Raw genomic sequence first — 22,524 nt, 5'->3', positions numbered from 1 at the left:
GATGGAAACACCGTTCCCACCCTTCGAGCCTAATGGCCGCGTGGATTCATCCCGCGGCCCAAGACTTTCGCAGATCCCTCTGCGTATAGTAATTCCGAATGTCATTACGGTGCTTGCCATTTGCGCAGGCCTGACCGGCATTCGTCTGGCCTTTGAGCACCGCTTCGAGCTTGCTGTGACAATGGTGCTGATTGCCGCCTTTCTTGACGGCATTGATGGCCGCGTTGCCCGCATGATGAAGGGCTCGTCCAAGTTCGGCGAACAGATGGACTCACTGGCTGACATCGTCAATTTCGGCGTTGCACCGGCATTGGTCCTCTATGTCTATGTGCTTGATCAGGCCCGGTCTTTCGGTTGGATCGCAGCACTTCTCTATGCGATTGCCTGTTGCCTGCGTCTAGCGCGCTTCAATGTGATGCTGGAGGACCCTAATCGTCCCCCTTGGCAGAGCAATTACTTTATTGGTGTTCCGGCACCCGCCGGTGCCATGTTGGTGCTCCTGCCGGTTTATCTGGGCTTTCTTGGTCTTACACCGAGCAAGGGTCTGGCGTTCGGCGTTGCAATTTATACGGTGGCGATTGCCTTTCTGCTTGTCAGCCGTCTTCCGGTTTACAATGGCAAGTCTGCGGGCAGTCTGGTGCGCCGCGATATCGTCATGCCGCTTATTCTGGCGGTCGTCATTTATGTGGCCTTCCTGATGAGCTTCACATGGCACACGCTGACGCTGACTGCTCTGGGCTATGTGGCTTTCCTGCCACTTAGTCTGGTCGCATGGAATCGTCGTGAAGCAGCTGATCGCAAGGCTGCTCTTGAAAGTCAGCCGTCAGAGGAAGTCTGACGGCAGGTATTTGCCGATGAAATTCACGCGCTCCTGAACTGATGATTTCGGCAGGAGCGCGATTTCATATCCAAGCTCCCTATAGGTTTGCTCCATGGCATCGAACGTGCGCAAGGCTTCTTCGAAGTCCTGTTTGCGCTCGGCGTCCTTTCCGAAAATTTCCGACCACGGCGGAGCCAGAAACACTGTTCTGTTATATTGAATCACTTTAGCAGCTTCATACATATGCGGTGGTACAGGCAATTCGCAAAGCCTCAAATAGCCGATCACATCCGGCACGCCACGGTCAAAAAAGACCGGACCTGCAAAGGCTTGCGCGGCTTTGTGAGAGCGCATTTCCCATGATAGCATCAGCTCTGCAAAGAGTGCGCGGTCAGCCCATGGCAGCGCCGTACCACCGATTGCGACCTGATCCTGAATAATGGCACGGCCTGCTTCCAACGTGCGGGAAAAGCCTTGTTGTCCGAGTGCATCAATCAGCGTGCTTTTACCCGATCCGGGTCCACCGCTAATAACAATGAGATGTTGATAGTCGTGAGACATTGTTCATCCAATCAAATTGGGAAAAGCGCGCGCAAATGCACGCAGCGAAACACGTTGGTCAGGCGAGGGGGAAAGTCCGCTTTAAAAATAGGCTCAAAGATGCGGCGAGAGCGGAATAAAGCATTTCCAGCAAAAGTGCCAAGCTGTTTTGCGTAGGGTAATGCGTAAAAATAAATAGTTACAGCGGTTTATTTTTAACTGGAGCCGCTGTGACGCATATAAATTAAATCCGGCCCTGGTTTTATGCAAGGCCGGAAAAGTAAAAATCAGGACGGCATATGATAGTCGAGGAAGCGGTCCTGACGGACGTCAAACAGCTTACCTGATACATCAAGCGCCGGATCGGCGAGTTTGACGATTTTCTCAGCCACAGACTGCGGTGTTGGCAGAGTGTCTGGGTCTTCCCCCGGCATCGCCTGTGCACGCATGGCCGTGCGGGTTGCGCCCGGATTGACCGAGTTGACGTTGAGTTTCATCTGCTTGGTTTCTTCAGCCCAGCTCCGCGCCATAACTTCGACAGCAGCCTTGGAAGCCGCATAAGGGCCCCAGAATGCGCGGCAGGAATGGGCGACACCCGATGAAAGCAGGATTGCACGTCCTGCATCGGACGCTCGCAGCAGCGGGTCAGTGGTGCGGATCAGACGCCATACGCTGGTAACATTGACGTTCATGACCTTGTCGAAAGTCTTGGCTTCAACATGGCCGATGGGGGAAATCGTACCAAGAACGCCAGCATTCGCAACCATGATATCGAGTTTGCCCCAGCGCTCATGAATAGAGCCGCCGAGACGGTCAATTGCTTCCATGTCGGTAATGTCGAGCGGCACGAGCGTAGAGCTGCCGCCAAGCTTGCGAATATCATCGTCGAGTTCTTCCAGTCCCCCAACGGTACGCGCAACAGCGATCACATGCGCACCGCGTTTTGCCAGTTCAAGTGAAAGAAAATAGCCGATGCCGCGCGATGCGCCCGTTACCAAAGCCAGACGGCCTGTAAGGTCGATGCTCATTCCAGTCCCCAATTTCAGTCATGAGATTTACAATAAAAGCGAGGCGGCCTTTGGGGCCGCCTGCGTGAAGATGAATGATTAGCCGTTGCTGGCGAGCAGGGACAACGTATGAACGTTGCTTTCGCCTTCCTGATCCAGGAGGCGGGTTGGGTATTCACCCGTGAAATAGTGATCGGTGAAGGCGGGTGCCTTCGGATCCCGCGCTTCACCGCCAACAGCCTTGTAAAGACCATCAATCGAAAGGAAAGCCAGTGAATCCGCACCGATATAACGGCACATGGACTCAAGGCTGTCATGCTGGTTTGCGAGCAGCTTTTCACGGTCCGGCGTATCAATGCCGTAAAAATCCGGATGAAAGATCATCGGGCTTGCAACGCGGATATGCACTTCCTTCGCACCTGCATCGCGGATCATCTGCACAATCTTGACCGAGGTGGTGCCGCGCACGATGGAATCATCCACCAGAACGACGCGCTTGCCTTCGATCATCGCACGATTGGCCGAATGCTTGAGCTTCACACCAAGGGCACGAATTTGCTGCGTTGGCTCGATAAAGGTACGGCCAACATAGTGATTGCGAATGATGCCATATTCGAACGGAATGCCACTGGCCTGTGCAAAGCCGAGTGCCGCAGGCGTTCCGCCATCGGGCACTGGCACGACCACATCGGCCTCGACGCTGGCTTCGGCAGCCAGGTTAATGCCCATGTTTTTGCGGGCGACATAGACACTGCGTCCGCCGACAACCGAGTCCGGACGTGCGAAATAGACATATTCAAACAAGCAAAGCCGTTCAGGCTGTGGATTGTCTGCCTTGATGCATTCAGTGGTGATGGAGCCATCTTTCTGAATTTCACAGATGATGACTTCGCCGTTTTCGACGTCGCGAATATATTTCGCGCCGATGATATCGAGCGCACAGGTTTCAGAACAGAAGATTGGCTTGCCGTCGAGTTCGCCCATAACGAGAGGGCGAATCCCAACTGCATCACGAGCAGCAATCAGCTTGGTGCGGGTCAGCGCCAGCATGGCATAGCCGCCTTCGACCTGACGGATAGCATCGACGAAGCGTGCGCTTGATGAGACCTGACGCGAGCGCGCAATCATGTGCAACACAACTTCGGTGTCGGACGTCGCCTGAAAGATTGCGCCGGAGGCGATGAGCTGCTTACGCAGCGTAATGCCGTTGGTAAAGTTGCCGTTATGCGCAATCGCGATGCCGCCAACTTCCAGCTCTGCGAACAATGGCTGCACATTGCGCAGGATTGTTTCACCAGTCGTGGAATAGCGTACATGACCGATGGCGCGATCGCCGGGCAAGCGGTTCAGCGTCGAGGCATCGGTGAAGTGGTCGCCCACCAGTCCCATATGCCGTTCAGAATGAAAGCGACGGTTGTGGTAGGACACAATACCCGCTGCTTCCTGTCCGCGATGCTGAAGGGCATGCAGGCCCAGAGCGGTCAGCGCTGCGGCGTCCTCATGGCCAAGAATGCCAAATACACCGCACTCTTCATGCAACGTATCATCGTCTAGCATAAAGGAGTTTTCGTCATGCGATTGTTGGAACATTGTCCGCAAGGCCTTTCGATTGCGGTTACTAAAAGCAACATTTACAGGAAAAGGCCGCGTTTTAAAAGCGATCCCTTGCATGCTGTGCGTTTCAGCCGCTGATATAGTGTAAGACTTTGACTAAAAACAGATGAAACCGACAGCTTTATGCTGCCGGTTTCAAAAAGGTGTATTCGAGATCAGTTTGCAGCCGGTGTATCGTCCGGTACAGGCGTCTCGGTCTGATCACCTGGCTGGCCACCAGCTGGTGCCGGAGTTTCCTGCCCAGGCTTGAACTTTTTGATTGCCGATTCTGGATCGGCTGGCAGGAGATCGATCAACTGCTGGCCGAAGGAATCAAGCATTGGCTTGGATTTCGCATTGTTCACCCAAGCAGGCTGGTTGGTTGGAACCAACCAGTTGAAGAACAGCATAGCGACAACAACCAAAAGAACACCGCGTGCTGCACCGAACAAAAAGCCGAGCGTGCGGTCAAGCGCACCGATGCGGCTGTCGATGATGAAGTCGGCGATCTTCATGGTGATCAGCGAAACAACGATCAGAACCACGAGGAAAACTGCACCTGCGGCTGCGATCTTTGCGATGGTCTCGTTGTTGATATAGGGCTGAAGGAATGGCAGCACGGGCATATAGAACAAATATGCCGCTGCAGCCGCTGCAGCCCAGGAAACCAGCGAAAGCACTTCGCGAGAAAAACCGCGGACCATCGCAAGAACGGCCGAAACCAGCGTTATTCCGAGTAGAATTCCATCAAGTAACGTAATCGGCATTCTGGCCTGTCCTTAATTTATACGCAGCGTGGCTTTTTGCATTCGAGCACCTGCGGGGCAGTCAAACTTGCGGGAGCATAACACCGGAAAGTTGACGAAATCTTCCGCCGTTAAATCCCATTAAATTCAATGATCTGCAACCTGATGTTTGCAGGCGAGGGTTATTTCTTGCCCGGACCCGATGCGGCAATGCGCACAACAAGGTCCGACAGGGCAGTTGTTTCCATAAGCCCAAAGTTGCGCTCTTTCCAAAGCTCGCTACTTCCACCGGGCACAACTGCTTGCCGGAAGCCGAGTTTTTCAGCTTCCTTTAGCCTCTGTACTGCATGTGACACCGCACGAACAGCGCCAGAAAGGCTGATTTCGCCGAAATAAACACTATCTGCCGGGAGGGCAATACCGGCAATGGACGAAACAAGTGCTGCAGCCACAGCAATATCGGCTGCAGGTTCGCTGATGCGGTAGCCGCCAGCGACGTTGAGATAGACATCGTGTTGGCCAAAACGGACGCCGCAATGTGATTCGAGCACGGCCAAAATCATGGCGAGGCGGCTTCCATCCCACCCGACAACAGCGCGGCGCGGCGTGCCAAGCGATGAGGGGGAAACAAGTGCCTGTATCTCAACAAGAACAGGGCGAGTGCCTTCCATTCCAGCAAAGACAGCTGCACCCGGAGATTTCGCGTTACGCTCGCCGAGGAACAACTCGGACGGGTTCGAGACTTCTCGCAAACCGCCATCAGACATTTCAAACACGCCGATTTCATCGGTTGGGCCGAAGCGGTTTTTGACGGTGCGCAAGATCCGATACTGGTGCCCGCCTTCGCCTTCAAAATAGAGAACGCCATCGACCATGTGTTCGACAACGCGCGGACCGGCTATTTGCCCTTCCTTGGTCACGTGACCAACGAGAACCACTGCAGCGCCCGTTTGCTTGGCATAGCGGATCATTGCCTGAGCGGACGACCGAACCTGAGTAACGGTTCCGGGGGCTGAGTCGGCCATGTCGGTCCACAATGTCTGGATGGAATCGATAATGACCAGATCAGGCCGTTTGCCGTCGGAAACGGTGGCAAGAATGTCTTCGACGTTGGTTTCCGCTGCAAGTTCGACTGCGCTGGACGCCACGCCAAGTCTTTGTGCACGCAGACGTATCTGCGCGACTGCTTCTTCACCCGACACATAGACGATGCGATGGCCGTGGTTTGCAAGAGCTGCAGCTGCTTGAGTCAGCAGTGTTGATTTGCCGATACCCGGATCGCCACCAATCAAGACTGCGGAACCGCGCACGAACCCGCCGCCCGTTACACGGTCAAGCTCGCTGATACCGGAGATGATGCGTGGCGCGTCTTCGATGTCGCCTGAAAGCGAGGTGAGAGCAACAGCTCGGCCCTTGCGTTTGGAAAGCATGGAGCCGGGACCGGAGCCGATGCCGCTATTGGTGCCTTCTTCGACAAGCGTGTTCCATTCGCCGCAGGAGTCGCACTTACCCGCCCAGCGCGTGTGAACCGCGCCGCAATTCTGGCAGATGAACTGAACACGTGCCTTGGCCATCAGGCACGCTCCGTCTTAATCGTGATTTTATTCATACTGCTCCGGGATATAAGACCCCTCGGCCAGATCTGCAAATCGCGTGAATTCAGCCTGGAAGGCGAGCTTAACGGTGCCGGTCGGTCCGTGACGCTGCTTGGCCACAATAACGTCGGCCGTGCCGCGCACCTTTTCGAAGTGCTGCTTCCATTCTTCGTATTTAGGATCGAATTCGTCACGCGGTTCGAGATTCTTGACGTAATATTCTTCGCGGAACACGAACAGCACCACGTCGGCGTCCTGCTCGATAGAACCTGATTCACGAAGATCGGAGAGCTGCGGGCGCTTGTCTTCGCGGCTTTCTACCTGACGAGAGAGCTGTGACAGCGCAATGATCGGAACATTGAGCTCTTTGCCGAGCGCCTTCAAGCCGGTGGTGATTTCTGTGATTTCCTGCACGCGGTTTTGTGCTGAAGCCTTGGACGAACCGGTCATCAGCTGGACGTAATCGATAACCAGAACATCAAGGCCGCGCTGGCGCTTCAAGCGGCGCGCACGCGCTGCAAGCTGTGCAATCGAGATACCACCCGTTTGGTCGATATAAAGCGGTATCTTCTGCATGACCTGCGAACAGGCAACAAGCTTCTCAAAATCGGTCTCGGTAATGTCGCCGCGACGGATTTTTGACGATGAAACTTCCGTCTGCTCGGAAATGATACGTGTTGCGAGCTGTTCCGCCGACATTTCGAGCGAGAAGAAGCCAACAACGCCACCATTCTTGGCTTTCATCGTGCCATCAGCCTGCTGTTCGGCTTCATAAGCATTGGCGATGTTGAAAGCGATGTTGGTGGCAAGCGAAGTCTTACCCATACCCGGACGACCGGCGAGGATGATCAAGTCGGAAGGCTGCAAGCCGCCCATCTTGCCATCAAGCGTATGAATGCCGGTAGAGACACCGGAGAGATGACCATCGCGCATGAAAGCAGCATTCGCCATGTCGACCGCGGTAGTGACCGCATCTTTGAACGGCTGAAAGCCACCGTCATACCGCCCGGTTTCTGCAAGCTCGAACAGGCGCCGTTCCGCGTCCTCGATTTGCTCCTGTGGGGCGTTGTCGACTGGCGCATCATAGGCGACGTTGACCATGTCTTCGCCAATGCCAATGAGCGCGCGGCGTGTCGCAAGATCATAGATCGCGCGGCCATAATCCTCGGCGTTGATGATGGTCACAGCTTCGGTCGCCAGGCGTGCCACATACTGGAATACGGTCAGATCACCGATCTTGCCCTCATTGGGCAGGAAGGTCTTCATCGTAACCGGATTGGCCATCTTGCCGACACGGATAAGGTCGGTGGAAATTTCGTAGATACGACGATGCAAAGGCTCGAAGAAATGGGTTGGCTTCAGAAAGTCCGAAACCCGGTAAAAAGCGTCATTGTTGATCAGAATAGCACCGAGGAGTGCCTGTTCCGCTTCAATATTGTGGGGTGCTTCACGATAAAGCGCATCTTTTTGCTCGCGCGCATCATCAAGTTTGCGTACCGCCGCTTCCGCCATGATTCTCTGGTCCTGTCTCTGATCTTCCCAGCTAGACCTGAAGTGAAGCTAAACGCAACGCAGCCTCAAGGTGATTCCTGCCGGGAGAGATAAGCTATACCATGATTCACAGGCATCCACAGTTTGGGGTTTAAACTTTTGCACCGGGACTTGACGAACGTTGTGATGCAGAATGGCTGCTGATACGAAACCCGATATCGTGTTCAGAGGGAGTCTTTCATGCGTTCTCGTTTCTTACCAATATGGCTGGCAGCTATCGCCGCTTTGTCGTTCCTGTCTTTTCCGGCGGCTGCGTCCGAGCCCATCAAGGTCAAGGTTTTCATCGCTGCCATGTTTGAAATTGGCGAGAACAGCGGTGATCGCGTCGGCGAGTTTCAAAACTGGTATGAACGTTATTGGAAAGACGCGAAGCCTATTGAGGTAAAGGGCGCTTTGAAGCCGGTCTATTGCAATGACGAGGGTGTTTGCGGTGCGGTTCTTGGCATGGGCAAGGTCAACTCATCCGCCAGCATGCAAGCCATTCTGCTTGATCCGGCTTTTAACTTCTCGAAGAGCTATTATGTTCTGTCGGGCGTTGCAGGTACACCGCCTTCGCGCGGAACCATCGGCGATGTGAGCTGGGCGACCTGGCTTGTCGATTATGACCTCGGACATCGTTGGGCACCCGAAGAAGGGAAGCCGGGCGAGCCGGTATTCATGCCACGCAAGGGCTATGAGGACTATCGCGTCTTCAAGCTCAACCCCGATCTTGTTGCTGCCGCCATACGTCTTGGAAAAGACGTGAAGCTTGAGGATTCGACAGAGGCGCAAGCCTACCGGATGCGTTATCCGGACAAAGCTGCACAATCAGCACCGTCTTTGAAGGAAGGCACCCATATGACGGGTGATACTTTCTTTCACGGCCCGGGATTGTCAAAAGAAGCACAGTATATTTCAAAGCTCTATGGCGCGGATGACTATCTGATCACCGAAATGGAAGCAGCTTCGATCACACTCGTTATCAAGCGCCAGTTCGGCACGGATCGTATTCTCAGCTTGCGTGGAGCCGTGAACTTCGATCAGGGCAATCCAAGCGAAACGACGTTGCAGCATCTTGATCCAGCACCGGGCGAAACCGCTGGCGGTTTTGCGGAAACGGTCAAGAATATCTACCTCGTCGGCGCTCCGGTCGTCGATGAAATCACGACCCATTGGGATAAATGGGAAGCTGGTGTTCCTAACGCTGAATAAGCATGAAGGGCTGTGTGAATGTTCACACAGCCCTTTTTTGTATCTCAGCATTATTGAGCTTTGGCCCGTTTTTTGGGTGCTTGCGTTTCGCTGTTGGCCCCTTTCGGCGCGCTGTCTAGCCGTTTTAATCGCTTTTCTTCCGCCTCGATGTAATTTCGCGTTAGTGGCACAGCTTCCTGCTTGTGAGCAATCTGGATGTGAAAGACCATCATGTTTTGCCAGCGGAAGGCGCTTTCGGAGGCTGCCAGATAAAACTCCCACATGCGGCAGAAGCGTTCGTCATAAAGTGCTTTTGCCTCCTCGCGATGCTCCATGAAAGCAAGCCGCCATTCTTTCAGTGTTTCTGCATAATGAAGCCGCAGGATTTCAATGTCGGTAACGTAAAGCCCGGCTTTCTCAATGTGTGGCAATACTTCTGAAAGAGCCGGAATGTAGCCGCCTGGGAAGATATACTTGCGGATGAATGGGTTGGTCGCGCCGGGTCCATCGGCGCGGCCAATCGCATGAAGCAGGAAAACGCCGTCTTTTTTCAACAAGCGTGCCGCATGTTGAAAATACTCGGCGAAGTGTCCAACGCCGACATGCTCAAACATACCGACTGAAACAAGTCGGTCGAACTGATCATCGATATTGCGATAATCGGTGAGCTGAAAATTTGCACGGTCTGCAAGGTCTTCTTCGATGGCCCGTTTATTGGCGATGGCGTGTTGTTCTTCCGAGAGCGTGACACCCGTCACATTGGCTTTGAGGAAACGGGCAAGATAAAGACCCATGCCACCCCAGCCGCAGCCGATGTCGAGCACCTTATGCTCGTCCTTGACGAGAAGCTTTGCTGCAATGTGCCGCTTCTTGGCCAACTGTGCTTCGGCAAGTGTCGCATTGGGTGGATCGAAATATGCGCAGGAGTACTGCTTGTCGGGGTCCAGAAACAGATCGTAAAGCGCACCTGAAAGATCATAATGGCTTTTGATATTGCTCGATGATCGAGCAATCGTGTTCATTTGCTGGAAGCGGCGAAACAATACGCGGAATTTGCCCGCTGCCTTCATCCAAGGTTCGGTGGCAGCCGTTGGGCCAGTGTTCTCAAAGACGATTTTGAGCAGTGTATAGATATCGCCTTCAACAAAATCGATTTCGCCATCCATGAAGCATTCTGCGAGCTTCAGTTCAGGGTCGAGCGCTACGGCGCGCTCGGCATGACGTGTATTAAAACGGATATGAACCGGGTTACCGGTCTTGTCTCCATACTGATTAGCAGCTCCACCAGAATCAGTAACCGTCAGGTCGCCGATTTTGATCATATGCGAAAGAACAGTACGCAGCATTCCATACATTGGCCCCATCTCCTTGTTGAGATTGGAGCAAGTGCAAACATCCATGCGGTTGCATGGCAGGCGGCTTGTTGCCTGAATTCAAGCCGCTCTGTCATCAGATTTTCAGGCTATTCCCTTCGGTCAGTCGATTCCTGGCTGGCTTCTGGCTATTCGCCTGAGCAAACGCGGACGTTTCCGTCAGCACCTCTCCAATCCAATACTAATGAAGAGAATAGGCAAAATTTCCGATCTGAAAAGAGAAAATGCCCGACGGAGACCGCCGGGCATGATCATATAAAGTTTACCACCATTGGAAACATGGCTGAAGAGCATTGCTTCCTTGGAGGAAAGAGCAGGGCAGATTAAGCCTGATCTTCGCCTTCTTCGCCTTCGTCGAAGACTTCTTCAGCAAGAGGTGCTTCTTCGATGCCGTAGATGGCTTCGATTGAGGTCAGGTCTTCACCCTTTGCCTGACGTTCGGCTTCTTCAGTCGAACGAGCGATGTTTACGGAAACCGTAACTTCGACTTCAGGATGCAGCGAGATGACGATGTCATGCACGCCGATTGCCTTGATTGGCTGCTTCAGTTCAACCTGGTTGCGGTGCAGGTTGAAGCCATTTGCAGTGATGATGTCAGCGATGTCGCGGGTCGAAACCGAACCGTACAGCTGACCGGTTTCACCAGCCGAACGAACAACGATGAACGATTCGCCGTTGAGCTTGGTTGCAACTGCTTCAGCTTCGCTCTTGCGCTCAAGGTTCTGAGCTTCGAGCTGCGCGCGCTGGCCTTCGAACTTCTTGCGGTTGGCTTCGTTGGCACGAAGAGCCTTGCCCTGTGGCAGAAGGAAGTTACGGGCAAAGCCGTCCTTGACCTTAACAGTGTCGCCCATCTGACCGAGGCGGCTGATACGTTCCAGAAGAATAACGTCCATTTGAGTTTCCTTTCGAGTGTCTCAATGAGTTTATTGGTTATCAGTATTCGGGATTTTCGAGATTGGCGCGCCGCGCGATGTATCGAAAAGACCGAAAACCATGAAGATGAAAAGCAGAAATGCGAACAGGATGATCGCCACATAGACGAACCACAGCACGACTGGTCGCCATGCTTTTCCGCGTGAGCGGTGATGGAAAGTCGCAAGGCCTGCGATCATAAAGCCGAAGCTCAGTGCCCCAACAACTACCGTGGCAATGAGGCCGGCGGCGCCGGGCAAAAACGCAACTGCGAGAGCCACGGCAAAAACAAGCAGTGCCTGACGTGGCATACGCATTGTTGCAGGCCAATCATCACGTGGACGGCGCAGACGACCCGAAAGGGCAGTCAGACGCAGGGCCAAATAGAGATTGCCGACCAGAATAGCGAGGCATGTCGCTGGCTGGATTGCTGGCAGTGCCACCATCAGAAGCGCGCTGACGCTTTGGCGCATTTCATCGGTCGCAGTGAATTGTGGGTCGGCTTCGGCAAGGCGGTCGATCAGCGTGTTTGCGAGTTCTCGTGCCATATCCGGCCCGAAACCCAGAATGATACCGATGACGATAAAACTTGCAGCAACCATCAAAGCCAGACGGAAGACGATATCCGAAAGCGGATACCAGACCATGACGTCTTTTGGACCGCCGAGTTCGGAGGCAGGACGGGCTAGGCCTGAAAGATATGCACCAATTGCAGCAGGTGCGTAACTGGTGAGCGCCATAAGCAATGCGGCCATTGGAGCCGCAAAAATGCCGACAGCAATGGTGGCAGCAGCAGCAGCAACAAGCCCTGCGCTCGAACCCCAGCCAAGAGCGGCAACAAAAATAGGCAGCGGTGTCAGGAAATAGAGAACCACCGCCATTCCCGATTGGGCAATAACGCCGGACGACATCAATGCCGAGGCAAGCCCCGCCAATATGCCGACACCAATGATGGTTCCGTTGAATTTCATAAACTCGCTGTCCTGCTCCGGATTGCCGGTTTTGCAGTTAGAGGTGCGGACAAAGTCGCGTTCACCCCAACTTGGGATTTTAGTACACCGGTCACGCCCATCGCATCCGGGGAATATTGTGAGACGGCATAAACTGCCGCCTCACAAAAAGTCTTAGTTCACTCAGATCTTACTTCACAACGTATGGAAGCAGGCCGAGGAAACGAGCGCGCTTGATCGCCTTGGCGAGTTCGCGCTGCTTCTTCTGGCTGACAGCTGTAATACGGGAAGGAACGATCTTGCCGCGTTCCGAAATGTAACGCTGCAGGAGCTTAATGTCCTTGTAGTCGATCTTCGGTGCGTTTGCGCCGGAGAACGGGCACGTCTTGCGACGGCGATGGAAAGGACGACGGGTCGGGATCTGATTGATATCAACCATGATTATGCTCCTTCACCAGCTTCGTTGTCACGTGGACGGCGTGGGCCACGATCACCGCGGTCGCCGCGATCACCACGGTCGAAACCGCCTTCGCGTGGACGGCGTGGGCCGCGGTCGTCACCATCGCGTTCACGACGGTCGTCGCGGCGCGAAAGCATAGCCGACTGGCCTTCTTCGTGTTCTTCAACGCGAACAGTGAGGAAGCGCAGAACGTCTTCGTTGATGCGCATCTGGCGTTCCATTTCAGCAACGGCAGCTGCCGGAGCGTCAATGTTTACGAGCGTGTAATACGCCTTGCGATTCTTCTTGATACGGTAGGTGAGGGGACGAAGACCCCAGTTTTCTACCTTACCGACCTTGCCGCCATTAGCTTCGAGGACACCCTTGTACTGTTCGACGAGAGCGTCGACCTGCTGCTGGGAAATGTCCTGGCGGGCAAGAAGCACATGTTCATAAAGAGCCATTGGCTTTGCCTTTCTTCTGTTACATCATGCTGACACTAACGGCTAAGCCTCTGCGACTTCTCTTATACCGGAAAACCGGAGAAGAAAGGACGCTGGGTAAAGACAATCGAGAGCGGAGACACGGGAGGCAGAAGCGCTTTAGACTTCCACGGACAGTCCAACAAATAGTTGAAGAACCGACCGCTCCTCCGTTCAGCCCCCAGCTAATGCCAGCAACGAACGGGCGGCTAATACGTGTTTTTCCCCGGGTTTGCAAGCCGCATAACCTCGAAAAACCGACAATTACTTGACTTTTCAACCTATGCTGGGGCACATCGCGCAAAATTGTCAGATCAAGTGAGGCATTCATGGCAGTAGCATTCACCTTTCCAGGACAGGGTAGCCAGGCAGTAGGCATGGGCAAGGCTCTGGCCGAACAGTTAGCTGAGGCGCGCGCTGTTTTCGAGGAAGTGGACGCGGCACTGGGCGAGAAACTCTCTGCCACGATGTTCGAAGGTCCTGAAGATGTACTCACACTAACCGCTAATGCGCAGCCCGCACTTATGGCGGTCTCCATCGCCACATTGCGCGTCATGGAAGCGCGCGGGTTTTCGCTGAAAGAAAAGGTTGCCTATGTAGCGGGTCATTCGCTCGGCGAATATTCCGCACTTTGTGCAGCAGGAACATTCTCACTGGCGGATACGGCCCGTCTCCTGCGCATTCGCGGCAATGCAATGCAGAAGGCAGTTCCAGTCGGCGAAGGCGCAATGGCTGCGATAATCGGTCTTGAGCATAGCGATGTTGAAGCTATTTGCTCGGAAGCGAGGGCTTCTGGCTCGGTACAAATCGCCAACGACAATGGCGGCGGTCAGCTGGTTATCTCAGGTTCCAAGGCTGCAGTGGAATTGGCGGCATCGCTTGCTGCCGAAAAGGGTGCCAAGCGCGCAATCATGCTACCGGTATCGGCACCTTTCCATTCGACGCTTATGGGCCCCGCTGCTGACGCAATGCGGGAGGCGCTGGCCTCCGTTGAAAAGCACAATCCTATTGTGCCGCTGATTGCTAACGTGCGTGCGGCACCTGTGACGGATGCCAATGAAATTTCTGATCTGCTCGTTGAACAGGTCACGGGTCAGGTTCGCTGGCGCGAAACCATCGAATGGTTTGCTGCTAATGGCGTGACGACGCTTTATGAAGTAGGCTCCGGAAAAGTTCTGACTGGTCTTGCACGCCGCATCTCCAAGGATGTGACTGGCGCAACCGTTGGCTCGGCCGAAGAAATCGATGCGGCGGTTGCTGCACTTAATGCTTAAGAGGATCTGAGATGTTTGATCTGACTGGCCGCAAGGCTCTCGTCACAGGTGCAACCGGCGGTCTTGGCGAGGCGATTGCCCGCGCGCTTCATGCGCAGGGCGCTATCGTCGGTCTGCACGGCACACGCGAAGAAAAACTAAAAGAACTGGCTGCTGAACTCGGCGACCGTACTTTCATCTTCCCTGCCAACCTGTCTGATCGCGAAGCCGTAAAGGCTCTCGGCCAGAAGGCAGAGGAGGAAATGGGTGGCGTCGACATTCTCGTCAACAATGCGGGTATCACCCGCGACGGTCTTTTTGTGCGCATGAGCGATGAGGACTGGGATGCGGTTCTCAATGTCAATCTGACATCTGTGTTCAATCTGACGCGTGAACTGACCCATCCAATGATGCGCCGCCGCAAGGGCCGTATCATCAATATCACGTCGATTGTTGGCGTGACCGGCAATCCAGGTCAGGCCAATTATTGCGCTTCCAAGGCGGGTCTCATCGGCTTCTCGAAGTCTCTTGCACAGGAAATCGCAAGCCGTAATGTCACGGTTAACTGCGTAGCTCCTGGCTTCATCGAATCGGCAATGACGGACAAGCTGAACGAAAAGCAGAAGGAAGCGATCATGGGTAGCATCCCCATGAAGCGCATGGGCGTTGGTGGTGATATTGCTGCTGCCGTGCTTTATCTGGCAAGCGACGAAGCCGCATACGTCACAGGTCAGACTTTGCACATCAATGGCGGTATGGCTATGATTTAAAAGCCTTTTAAAGGCTCTTGAATCGGCATTTTACGGTATATAAAGTCTTAAAGTCGGGCTCTGAAAAGCAAAATGCGCTTTGCCTTGCTCAAGAAGCATGGTAATGCGCCCGACGAGAGTTTCGGCATTTCGGTTGCGAGATGCCGTTTTCCTGTTCCGCAAGGAATATCCACAGGGTGACTGTCAGGGTGAGTAAACTCAAAACTTGGCAGACATCTTATAACTTGATTACAATCATGCATGCCGCTAACCAAGGCAGAGCAAGTTAACAACAGGTCGAGGTTCCGACATGAGCGATACCGCAGAGCGCGTCAAGAAAATCGTTGTTGAGCATCTGGGTGTAGATGCAGACAAGGTCACCGAAGGCGCAAGCTTCATTGATGATCTTGGTGCAGACAGCCTCGACACCGTCGAGCTCGTCATGGCTTTCGAAGAAGAATTTGGCGTTGAAATTCCTGACGACGCTGCAGAAACGATCCTCACGGTCGGCGACGCTGTGAAGTTCATCGATAAGGCTTCTGCCTAATCTGAGCTTTCGGGGCTGGGATTCTTTCGAATCCCGGCCCTGCTTGTCTTCTGGTCAGCGTCTGCAAGCAGCCTGTCCGGAAAACATCAACTACCAATAGCCGGTTGTGGCTGCTGCAAATTGCAGCCCGGTAACGTGCCGGTAATCAAGATTGAGCATCGTCCGTATGAGGCATTTTTCGCCTGCGGGATGTCTCCAACGAAGTTTATCAAATTTAAGGGGTGGATATGAGGCGTGTCGTCATCACCGGTCTTGGTCTGGTGTCGCCGCTTGCTAGCGGTGTCGAAGAGACCTGGAAGCGTCTTATTGCCGGTGACAGCGGTGCTCGCCGCGTCACGGAATTTGAAGTCGATGATCTGCCTTGCCAGATCGCTTGCCGCATCCCCCTTGGTGATGGCACCAATGGCACCTTCAATCCCGACCTCCATATGGAGCCAAAGGAACAGCGTAAGGTAGATCCGTTCATTGTTTATGCTGTCGGCGCTGCCGATCAGGCATTGGACGATGCCAATTGGCATCCTGAAAGCGATGAAGACCAGATCCGCACTGGCGTTCTGATCGGTTCGGGCATCGGCGGCATCGAAGGTATCGTTGATGCGGGCCTTACGTTGCGTGACAAAGGCCCACGCCGCATTTCGCCATTCTTCATTCCAGGCCGTCTGATCAATCTGGCGTCCGGCCATGTTTCAATCAAGCACAAGCTGCGCGGCCCCAACCATTCGGTCGTAACCGCTTGCGCGACTGGCACGCACGCCATTGGCGACGCTGCGCGTCTGATCGCATTCGGCGATGCTGATGTTATGGTTGCTGGTGGTACGGAATCGCCGGTTAGCCGCATTTCGCTGGCGGGCTTTGCTGCCTGCAAGGCGCTCTCCACCAAGCGTAACGACGATCCGACTGCAGCCTCCCGTCCATATGACAGCGACCGCGATGGTTTTGTCATGGGCGAAGGCGCTGGCGTTGTGGTTCTCGAAGAGCTGGAACATGCTTTGGCGCGTGGCGCCAAGATCTACGCTGAAGTCATCGGCTACGGTCTTTCGGGTGATGCTTACCACATCACAGCACCGACTGAGAGCGGTGAGGGCGCGGAACGCTGCATGATTGCTGCAATCAAGCGCGCAGAAATTACGCCTGACCAGATCGATTACATTAACGCGCATGGCACATCGACCATGGCCGATACGATCGAGCTCGGTGCCGTTGAGCGTGTTGTTGGCGATGCAGCCTCGAAGGTATCCATGTCTTCGACCAAGTCGTCGATTGGTCACCTGCTTGGTGCCGCCGGTGCTGCGGAAGCGATCTTCTCGACGCTCGCGATCCGTGACAACATCGCGCCTGCAACGCTTAATCTCGACAATCCAGCGATTGAAACAAAGATCGATCTCGTGCCGCACAAAGCGCGCGAACGTAAGATTGACATTGCGCTGTCGAATTCTTTCGGATTCGGCGGCACCAATGCTTCGCTGGTTCTGCGTCGTTATTCTTAAGCGATCGAGCTTTAAAAAACTAAACTATTCAAAAACGCGGGGATTTCTCCGCGTTTTTGCCAAAATATAACCTGATGCAATGTTTAAACTTGCTAATTGCGTTTAGTGTGATCAGACAGAATTTGTTTGATTTGTATGCCCTTTCGCACGGGTTTCAGGACGAGGTGATGGTGTGAGTTCAGAAGAAAAGCCCGGAACCAATCCTGCTGAGCAGCAGCCGCAAGCTGCAGTGACGCCCGAGCAAGCCGCGGCAAGCAAGCCCTTCGTGCCAAAATCTGCCTCTGAAGCTCTGCGCCCAGAACCGGGTACGCCGCCGCCGCGCAAGCGTTCGCGCCATGCGCGCAGCCAGATCGTCGTCTTCATGAACTTCATGTTATCGCTGATCGTGCTGGTGCTACTGGGAGCTTCGGCTCTGTTTTACTTCGGCAAGCTCCAGTTTGATTCCAAAGGCCCTTTGACCGCTGAAACGACGTTCCTCGTTAAACGCGGTGCTGGTGTTTCTGAAGTCTCCAACAGCCTTGAAGGCCGCGAAATCGTCAGCGATGCACGTATTTTCCGTTACGGTATGCGCGCTTACGGGCATGAGAACGATCTGAAAGCTGGCGAATATGCGATCCCGGCTGGTGCGACAATGCGCGATGTGATGGAGCTTCTCATCAGCGGCAAGTCGATCATGTATCCGCTGACAATTCCTGAAGGTCTTACCGTCAAGCAGGTATTCGATCGTATTTCTACAGATCCGATTCTGGCTGGCGACATGCCAAAAGATATGCCGCCTGAAGGTGGGCTGTTTACAGATACGCTCAACTTCACGCGCGGCACAACGCGTGAGGAAATCATCAACCGTATGATTGCCTCGCAGCAGAAGCTGATTGATGACACGTGGGCAAAACGCCGCGCTGATCTGCCGGTCAAGGACAAGAACGAGTTTGTGACGCTGGCTTCCATCGTCGAGAAGGAAACGGGTATCGCGTCGGAACGTCCGCATGTGGCGTCCGTCTTCGTGAATCGCCTCAACAAGGGCATGCGTATTCAATCCGACCCGACTATCATTTATGGTCTGTTCGGTGGCGCGGGCAAGCCCTCCGACCGTCCGATCTTCAAGTCGGACATCGAAAAGCCGACGCCTTACAACACCTATGTCATCAACGGTTTGCCGCCGACACCGATTGCCAATCCGGGTCGTGCAGCGCTTGAGGCCGTGGCCAACCCGCTCGACACCGAAGACCTCTACTTCGTAGCGGATGGTACAGGCGGTCACGTTTTCGCTAAGACCTTGGCTGAACACAATGCCAATGTGCGCAAGTGGCGCGCGGTTGAGCAGGAAAAAAATCAATTACAGCAGCAAAACACCGCCCAGTAATTGGGCGGTTTATCACTTTGTGAATGCCGAAAAAAGGAATGTAAGCATGGCGCTCCAGAGCATGACAGGGTTTGCGCGCCACGCGATGCAGTATGGCGCAGCCGATAATGAAGCGCGCATTGTGTGGGAAGTGCGCTCTGTGAACGGCAAAGGGCTGGATTTGCGCCTGCGCCTGCCGCAAGGGCTGGAAGGTGCTGAACACGCTGTCCGTTCGCTTCTGGCACGCTACTTTTCGCGCGGCAATTTTCAAGCGAGCCTTAATGTGGAGCGCGCGGAAGCTCAGGGTGGCTTTGTCATTAATCAGGCAATGCTTGATGAAGTACTGAAGCTCGGTGCAGAATTGCAAGCGAGACATGGACTTGCTCCGGCAAGTGTTGACGGCGTTCTCTCGCTGCGCGGCATTATCGATCAGGCACAGGTGTCGGAAGACGACAATGCGCGCGCTGGCCTTGAGGCTGCAGTCATTGCGGCTTTTGAAGCTGCACTCAAGTCAATTGCCGAGGCGCGTACCCATGAGGGGCAGTCACTTTTGACCATTCTTTCAGGTCATGTTGATACAATCGAGCACCTCACATCGGCGGCACGTAACGACCCGTCGCGTAGCGTAGAAGCTATCCGAACCCGATTGGCAGGGCAGGTATCGTTATTAATGGATACTGGGCGCGATCTCGATGAAACGCGCCTTTATCAGGAAGCTGCATTTCTCGCGACCAAAGCGGACATTCAGGAAGAGCTGGATCGGCTTGAAACGCATGTCGCATCTGCGCGCAAGTTGCTTGCAGATGGCGGTCCCATCGGGCGCAAGCTTGATTTTCTTTCACAGGAATTTAATCGCGAAGCGAATACATTGTGTTCAAAATCGAACGCAGCATCGATTACGGCAATCGGTCTTGAGCTGAAAGCGGTCGTTGATCAGTTTCGCGAACAGGTACAGAATCTGGAGTAACGGAAAATGGCCATCTCTTCGGTTGAACATGGCATTGCACGCAGAGGCCTCATGGTGGTGATTTCTTCGCCCTCAGGTGCGGGGAAATCCACGATTGCGCGGCAGCTGCTCAACGATCCGGACATGAAGCTTTCGCTGTCAATTTCCGTTACGACGCGCGAACGCCGTCAAAGCGAAATCAATGGTGTGCATTATCACTTCATCACCAAGCGGGAATTCGAGCGACTGCGCGACAATGACCAGCTGATTGAATGGGCGGAAGTACACGGCAACTTCTATGGTACGCTGCGCCAGACGGCTGAGGAAGCACTGGCCGATGGTCAGGATATGCTGTTCGACATCGACTGGCAGGGCGCTGAACAGTTGCAGGCCAAAATGCCTGCTGACGTGGTATCGATTTTCATTCTGCCGCCCACCATGCGCGAATTGCAGAACCGCCTGAACCGCCGTGCGGAAGATACGGCGGACGTGATTGAAACACGGTTGCAGAATGCTCGTTTTGAAATCCAAAAATGGGTAAAATACGATTACATCGTCATCAATGAAGACCTTGAGCGGTCCTATTCGGGCATAAAGGGGATCATTGTTGCCGAGCGCCTGCGCCGCGACCGTCGTCCAGGACTGTTTGATTTCGTCACAGGACTTCTGGAAGAAGATCCGGCGGCTTAAAGCATTTGAACTAAAGTGCGAAGCGGTTTTGCGTGAGGTAAATGCGTAAAAAACAGATAGAGCAATTCCAGCCGTTCAGTTTTAACTGGAGCCGCTCTACATAGCCGCTATCAAAGCGGGGGGACGAGCATTTGAGGCCAGTCGTTATCGTGACAGGCGGCAGCAAAGGTATTGGCGCCGCTACCGCACGTCTCTTTGCCCGCGAAGGTTATGATGTCTGCATCAGCTATCTAAGCGACGCAGACGCAGCACTTGGCACAGTCGAAGCCTGCGAGGGTTTTGGTGCAAAAGCAATTGCTGTTCAGAGTGATGTGGCGAACCGCCAAGACGTCGAAGCCTTGTTTCTTGCCTGCGACAAGGCGCTCGGCGTCGTTTCTTGCCTAGTTAACAATGCGGGCGTCATCGGACAGAACACCCGAATCCAGGGGCTTCAGGACGATGCGCTCGAGCAAACCTTCAGAACCAATGTCTTTGGGTTGTTGTATTGCACACAGGAAGCGACACGCCGCATGTCCTCGGCCAATGGTGGTGCAGGTGGCACGATTATCAATATCTCGTCTGTGGCAGCGGTTTTGGGAAGCCCGGGCGAGTACGTGCATTATGCTGCATCCAAAGGTGCGGTAGAAACCATCTCGATAGGGGCGGGAAAAGAGCTGGCACCTGAAGGTATCCGTGTCAATGCCATTCGGGTAGGTACAACCAATACCTCTATTCATATGTTGAGCGGAAACCCGGATCGACCAGCAAAGATTGCCGCAATGACACCCATGGGTCGAATTGCCGAGCCGGAAGATATCGCGCAAACGGCTCTGTGGCTGGCTTCTGATAAATCAGGATTCGTTACCGGAACTGTCATTACGGTTGCGGGTGGCTTAAGCGTTTAATTTGGCTGATAATATCGTTGATGTTGTCGCTGGGGTTTCCGGTCGCGACTGGAATAGTTTTGGAGCATCTCGAATAGAACTGCCCCATAAGTTTCTGGAAAGTTGTAGAAGCCGTGTCTTTCATAAGTCCTCCCACCAAGCACTGGTCTGTTGTCGAACTTCTGCATGAAACGGTCAAAAACCCGAATATCCATGTGCGAGGAACACACAGCTATTACAGCAATGCTTGGACTGACTCATTTGAGGAGAGCGTCGTTCGTTACTTGTACGGTGACGAATACAGCCTGAAGGCTTGGGAATCCCAATGGCCGGTCGATCAGCTTTATATTGGCGACTACGTTTGTATTGGTGCAGAAGCAGTCATTCTGATGGGTGGAAATCACACACATCGCACGGATTGGTTCAGTCTATATCCATTCCCTGAAGTCATTCTGGATGCATATCAAGGCAAGGGTGACACCAATATTGGCGATGGCGCATGGATCGGAATGCGCGCGATGATCATGCCGGGGATCACTATTGGAGAAGGTGCCATCATCGCGTCCGGCGCAATCGTCACCAAAGATGTTGCACCTTATGCCATAGTGGCGGGCAATCCAGCAGTTCCTATTCGGTCTCGTTTTGCGGCATCGATTGTTGATACCCTTCTGAGCCTCGGAATATATGCTTGGGATCAACAAAAATTTGAAACATTGAGAGCGTTTCTCTGTGCCGATGACATTGATGCGCTTGTTGCGGCTTCAGCCCAATATGATGCAACTGGAGAATAGAGTTTCCTCTTCATTCCAGTCTGATTTTCAACCGGTCCGTATCGGCCACTAACTGCCGAAAAGCTTCCAGAAATGGTTTGCCACCGAGTGTCTTTAGCTTGCTCAAAGCTTCGACATTCTTGAACACCAGTTCGCACTCGCCGGGCCAGCCGGGGCCACCCCATTGCACACCATCCCAGAATGAATCGAGTGTGTAACCGAAGGATTCCGGGTCGAGAACAAGCACCGTATCGAGATAGCGTTGCCAGAGTTCTTTAGGAGAACTTACGCCAACGCAGTCTATTTCATAGACCGGCAGCATCAATCGATCAGAATGAGGATCGCGTCTACGACGGCGAGTGTGAAGAGCAGGGCGATCATGCTTGCTGCTGCAATTACCATCATGCGCTTTTGCCGGGAGCGCTTTTCAGGCTGCTTTCCGCTCCAGTCATATGGCGTTTCAGGCATTATCTCCTCCGGCTCAGAGCATTTCTGGATCAAGTTGAATCATCGTAATGTGCTCTAATTTATCGCTTCGACCAGTCTCCATGGATCCTGATCTTTGTAAACGTGCACATCACTGCGCCCGTCTGCAAGATAAACTGTGCCCTGAGCACCATAAAATTTGCCGTCGGGGTATTTCATGACGATGAGCACTTCATATCCGCGCGCATCTTTATAGACACCGCCTGTTCGGAT

At 53.8% G+C, this 22,524-nt stretch carries 24 protein-coding genes; 11 read left to right on the top strand and 13 right to left on the bottom strand.

Going from position 1 to position 22,524, the window contains the following annotated elements; all coding sequences use genetic code 11:
* The first annotated feature begins 1 nt into the window (after nt 1).
* Complete coding sequence (gene pssA / locus OIV19_RS15015; RefSeq protein ID WP_095446163.1) at nt 2-838, top strand: CDP-diacylglycerol--serine O-phosphatidyltransferase; 837 nt, start codon at nt 2-4, stop codon at nt 836-838.
* Here the strand turns inward: pssA and OIV19_RS15010 are convergent.
* From OIV19_RS15010 to OIV19_RS14985, 6 genes are all read right to left on the bottom strand, one after another.
* A complete protein-coding gene (locus OIV19_RS15010; RefSeq protein ID WP_264232136.1) occupies nt 824-1,381 on the bottom strand; it encodes an AAA family ATPase in 558 nt (185 codons plus the stop codon). The two genes, pssA and OIV19_RS15010, sit on opposite strands and share 15 nt — an antisense overlap.
* A gap of 266 nt (nt 1,382-1,647) precedes the next feature.
* Entirely contained in the window at nt 1,648-2,388 is a 741-nt protein-coding gene (locus OIV19_RS15005) for an SDR family NAD(P)-dependent oxidoreductase (RefSeq protein ID WP_264232135.1), read from the bottom strand.
* A gap of 78 nt (nt 2,389-2,466) precedes the next feature.
* Entirely contained in the window at nt 2,467-3,957 is a 1,491-nt protein-coding gene (gene purF / locus OIV19_RS15000; protein WP_264232134.1) for an amidophosphoribosyltransferase, read from the bottom strand.
* A 179-nt stretch (nt 3,958-4,136) separates the two neighbouring features.
* Entirely contained in the window at nt 4,137-4,727 is a 591-nt protein-coding gene (locus tag OIV19_RS14995) for a CvpA family protein (RefSeq protein ID WP_151091353.1), read from the bottom strand.
* A gap of 161 nt (nt 4,728-4,888) precedes the next feature.
* Nucleotides 4,889-6,280, bottom strand: coding sequence for a DNA repair protein RadA (gene radA / locus OIV19_RS14990; RefSeq protein WP_095446167.1), 1,392 nt, complete (start codon nt 6,278-6,280; stop codon nt 4,889-4,891).
* 27 nt (nt 6,281-6,307) lie between these two features.
* Complete coding sequence (locus OIV19_RS14985; protein WP_095446168.1) at nt 6,308-7,813, bottom strand: replicative DNA helicase; 1,506 nt, start codon at nt 7,811-7,813, stop codon at nt 6,308-6,310.
* Between the two features lie 219 nt (nt 7,814-8,032).
* Between OIV19_RS14985 and OIV19_RS14980 the strand changes: the two genes are divergently transcribed.
* Nucleotides 8,033-9,043 (top strand): purine-nucleoside phosphorylase, encoded by a 1,011-nt coding sequence (locus OIV19_RS14980; protein ID WP_264232133.1) that lies wholly within the window; start codon nt 8,033-8,035, stop codon nt 9,041-9,043.
* A 50-nt stretch (nt 9,044-9,093) separates the two neighbouring features.
* Here the strand turns inward: OIV19_RS14980 and OIV19_RS14975 are convergent, their stop codons facing one another.
* The 5 genes from OIV19_RS14975 to rpsF form a co-directional block, all read right to left on the bottom strand.
* Nucleotides 9,094-10,377: a cyclopropane fatty acid synthase gene (locus OIV19_RS14975; protein WP_151091355.1), complete on the bottom strand. Its 1,284-nt coding sequence runs from the start codon at nt 10,375-10,377 to the stop codon at nt 9,094-9,096.
* A gap of 341 nt (nt 10,378-10,718) precedes the next feature.
* Nucleotides 10,719-11,288 carry a 50S ribosomal protein L9 gene (gene rplI / locus OIV19_RS14970; protein WP_264232132.1) on the bottom strand — a complete coding sequence of 190 codons (570 nt, stop codon included), beginning with the start codon at nt 11,286-11,288 and terminating at the stop codon, nt 10,719-10,721.
* A 30-nt stretch (nt 11,289-11,318) separates the two neighbouring features.
* Entirely contained in the window at nt 11,319-12,278 is a 960-nt protein-coding gene (locus OIV19_RS14965; protein ID WP_264232131.1) for a DUF2232 domain-containing protein, read from the bottom strand.
* Between the two features lie 169 nt (nt 12,279-12,447).
* Nucleotides 12,448-12,696 (bottom strand): 30S ribosomal protein S18, encoded by a 249-nt coding sequence (gene rpsR, locus OIV19_RS14960; RefSeq protein ID WP_006466219.1) that lies wholly within the window; start codon nt 12,694-12,696, stop codon nt 12,448-12,450.
* A gap of 2 nt (nt 12,697-12,698) precedes the next feature.
* Nucleotides 12,699-13,160, bottom strand: a complete 462-nt coding sequence (gene rpsF, locus OIV19_RS14955; RefSeq protein WP_024896181.1) for a 30S ribosomal protein S6 — start codon at nt 13,158-13,160, stop codon at nt 12,699-12,701.
* Nucleotides 13,161-13,507: 347 nt separating this feature from the next.
* On the opposite strand from rpsF, the gene fabD reads away from it, so the two are divergent.
* The 9 genes from fabD to OIV19_RS14910 all read left to right on the top strand — a co-directional run bounded on the left by fabD (nt 13,508) and on the right by OIV19_RS14910 (nt 21,846).
* Nucleotides 13,508-14,452, top strand: a complete 945-nt coding sequence (gene fabD, locus OIV19_RS14950) for an ACP S-malonyltransferase (RefSeq protein ID WP_264232130.1) — start codon at nt 13,508-13,510, stop codon at nt 14,450-14,452.
* Nucleotides 14,453-14,463: 11 nt separating this feature from the next.
* Complete coding sequence (gene fabG / locus OIV19_RS14945) at nt 14,464-15,201, top strand: 3-oxoacyl-[acyl-carrier-protein] reductase (RefSeq protein ID WP_095446174.1); 738 nt, start codon at nt 14,464-14,466, stop codon at nt 15,199-15,201.
* A gap of 289 nt (nt 15,202-15,490) precedes the next feature.
* On the top strand, nt 15,491-15,727 hold the full coding sequence (locus tag OIV19_RS14940; RefSeq protein ID WP_002963616.1) for an acyl carrier protein: 237 nt from the start codon (nt 15,491-15,493) through the stop codon (nt 15,725-15,727).
* A 227-nt stretch (nt 15,728-15,954) separates the two neighbouring features.
* Nucleotides 15,955-17,214: a beta-ketoacyl-ACP synthase II gene (gene fabF / locus OIV19_RS14935; protein WP_095446176.1), complete on the top strand. Its 1,260-nt coding sequence runs from the start codon at nt 15,955-15,957 to the stop codon at nt 17,212-17,214.
* Nucleotides 17,215-17,386: 172 nt separating this feature from the next.
* Complete coding sequence (gene mltG / locus OIV19_RS14930; RefSeq protein WP_095446177.1) at nt 17,387-18,577, top strand: endolytic transglycosylase MltG; 1,191 nt, start codon at nt 17,387-17,389, stop codon at nt 18,575-18,577.
* A 46-nt stretch (nt 18,578-18,623) separates the two neighbouring features.
* Entirely contained in the window at nt 18,624-19,523 is a 900-nt protein-coding gene (locus OIV19_RS14925) for a YicC/YloC family endoribonuclease (protein WP_095446178.1), read from the top strand.
* 6 nt (nt 19,524-19,529) lie between these two features.
* Complete coding sequence (gene gmk / locus OIV19_RS14920) at nt 19,530-20,192, top strand: guanylate kinase (protein ID WP_095446179.1); 663 nt, start codon at nt 19,530-19,532, stop codon at nt 20,190-20,192.
* A 131-nt stretch (nt 20,193-20,323) separates the two neighbouring features.
* On the top strand, nt 20,324-21,076 hold the full coding sequence (locus OIV19_RS14915) for an SDR family oxidoreductase (protein ID WP_264232129.1): 753 nt from the start codon (nt 20,324-20,326) through the stop codon (nt 21,074-21,076).
* Between the two features lie 113 nt (nt 21,077-21,189).
* The gene (locus tag OIV19_RS14910) at nt 21,190-21,846 is read left to right on the top strand and encodes a CatB-related O-acetyltransferase (RefSeq protein WP_264232128.1); all 657 of its coding nucleotides are present in this window, start codon (nt 21,190-21,192) and stop codon (nt 21,844-21,846) included.
* A gap of 10 nt (nt 21,847-21,856) precedes the next feature.
* Here OIV19_RS14910 and OIV19_RS14905 read toward each other — a convergent pair whose 3' ends face one another.
* Both OIV19_RS14905 and OIV19_RS14900 read right to left on the bottom strand, forming a co-directional pair.
* Nucleotides 21,857-22,147, bottom strand: coding sequence for a hypothetical protein (locus tag OIV19_RS14905; protein WP_095446181.1), 291 nt, complete (start codon nt 22,145-22,147; stop codon nt 21,857-21,859).
* Nucleotides 22,147-22,293, bottom strand: coding sequence for a hypothetical protein (locus tag OIV19_RS14900; protein ID WP_157743454.1), 147 nt, complete (start codon nt 22,291-22,293; stop codon nt 22,147-22,149). Before OIV19_RS14900 ends, OIV19_RS14905 begins: the two co-directional genes overlap by 1 nt.
* Nucleotides 22,294-22,524 lie beyond the last annotated feature (231 nt).

Origin of the sequence: Brucella sp. HL-2 (assembly GCF_025846885.2) — a bacterium.
Taxonomy (GTDB): domain Bacteria; phylum Pseudomonadota; class Alphaproteobacteria; order Rhizobiales; family Rhizobiaceae; genus Brucella; species Brucella quorumnocens.
Note: the sequence above shows the minus strand (reverse complement) of the source record. Positions and strands in the feature narration are given on the sequence as shown.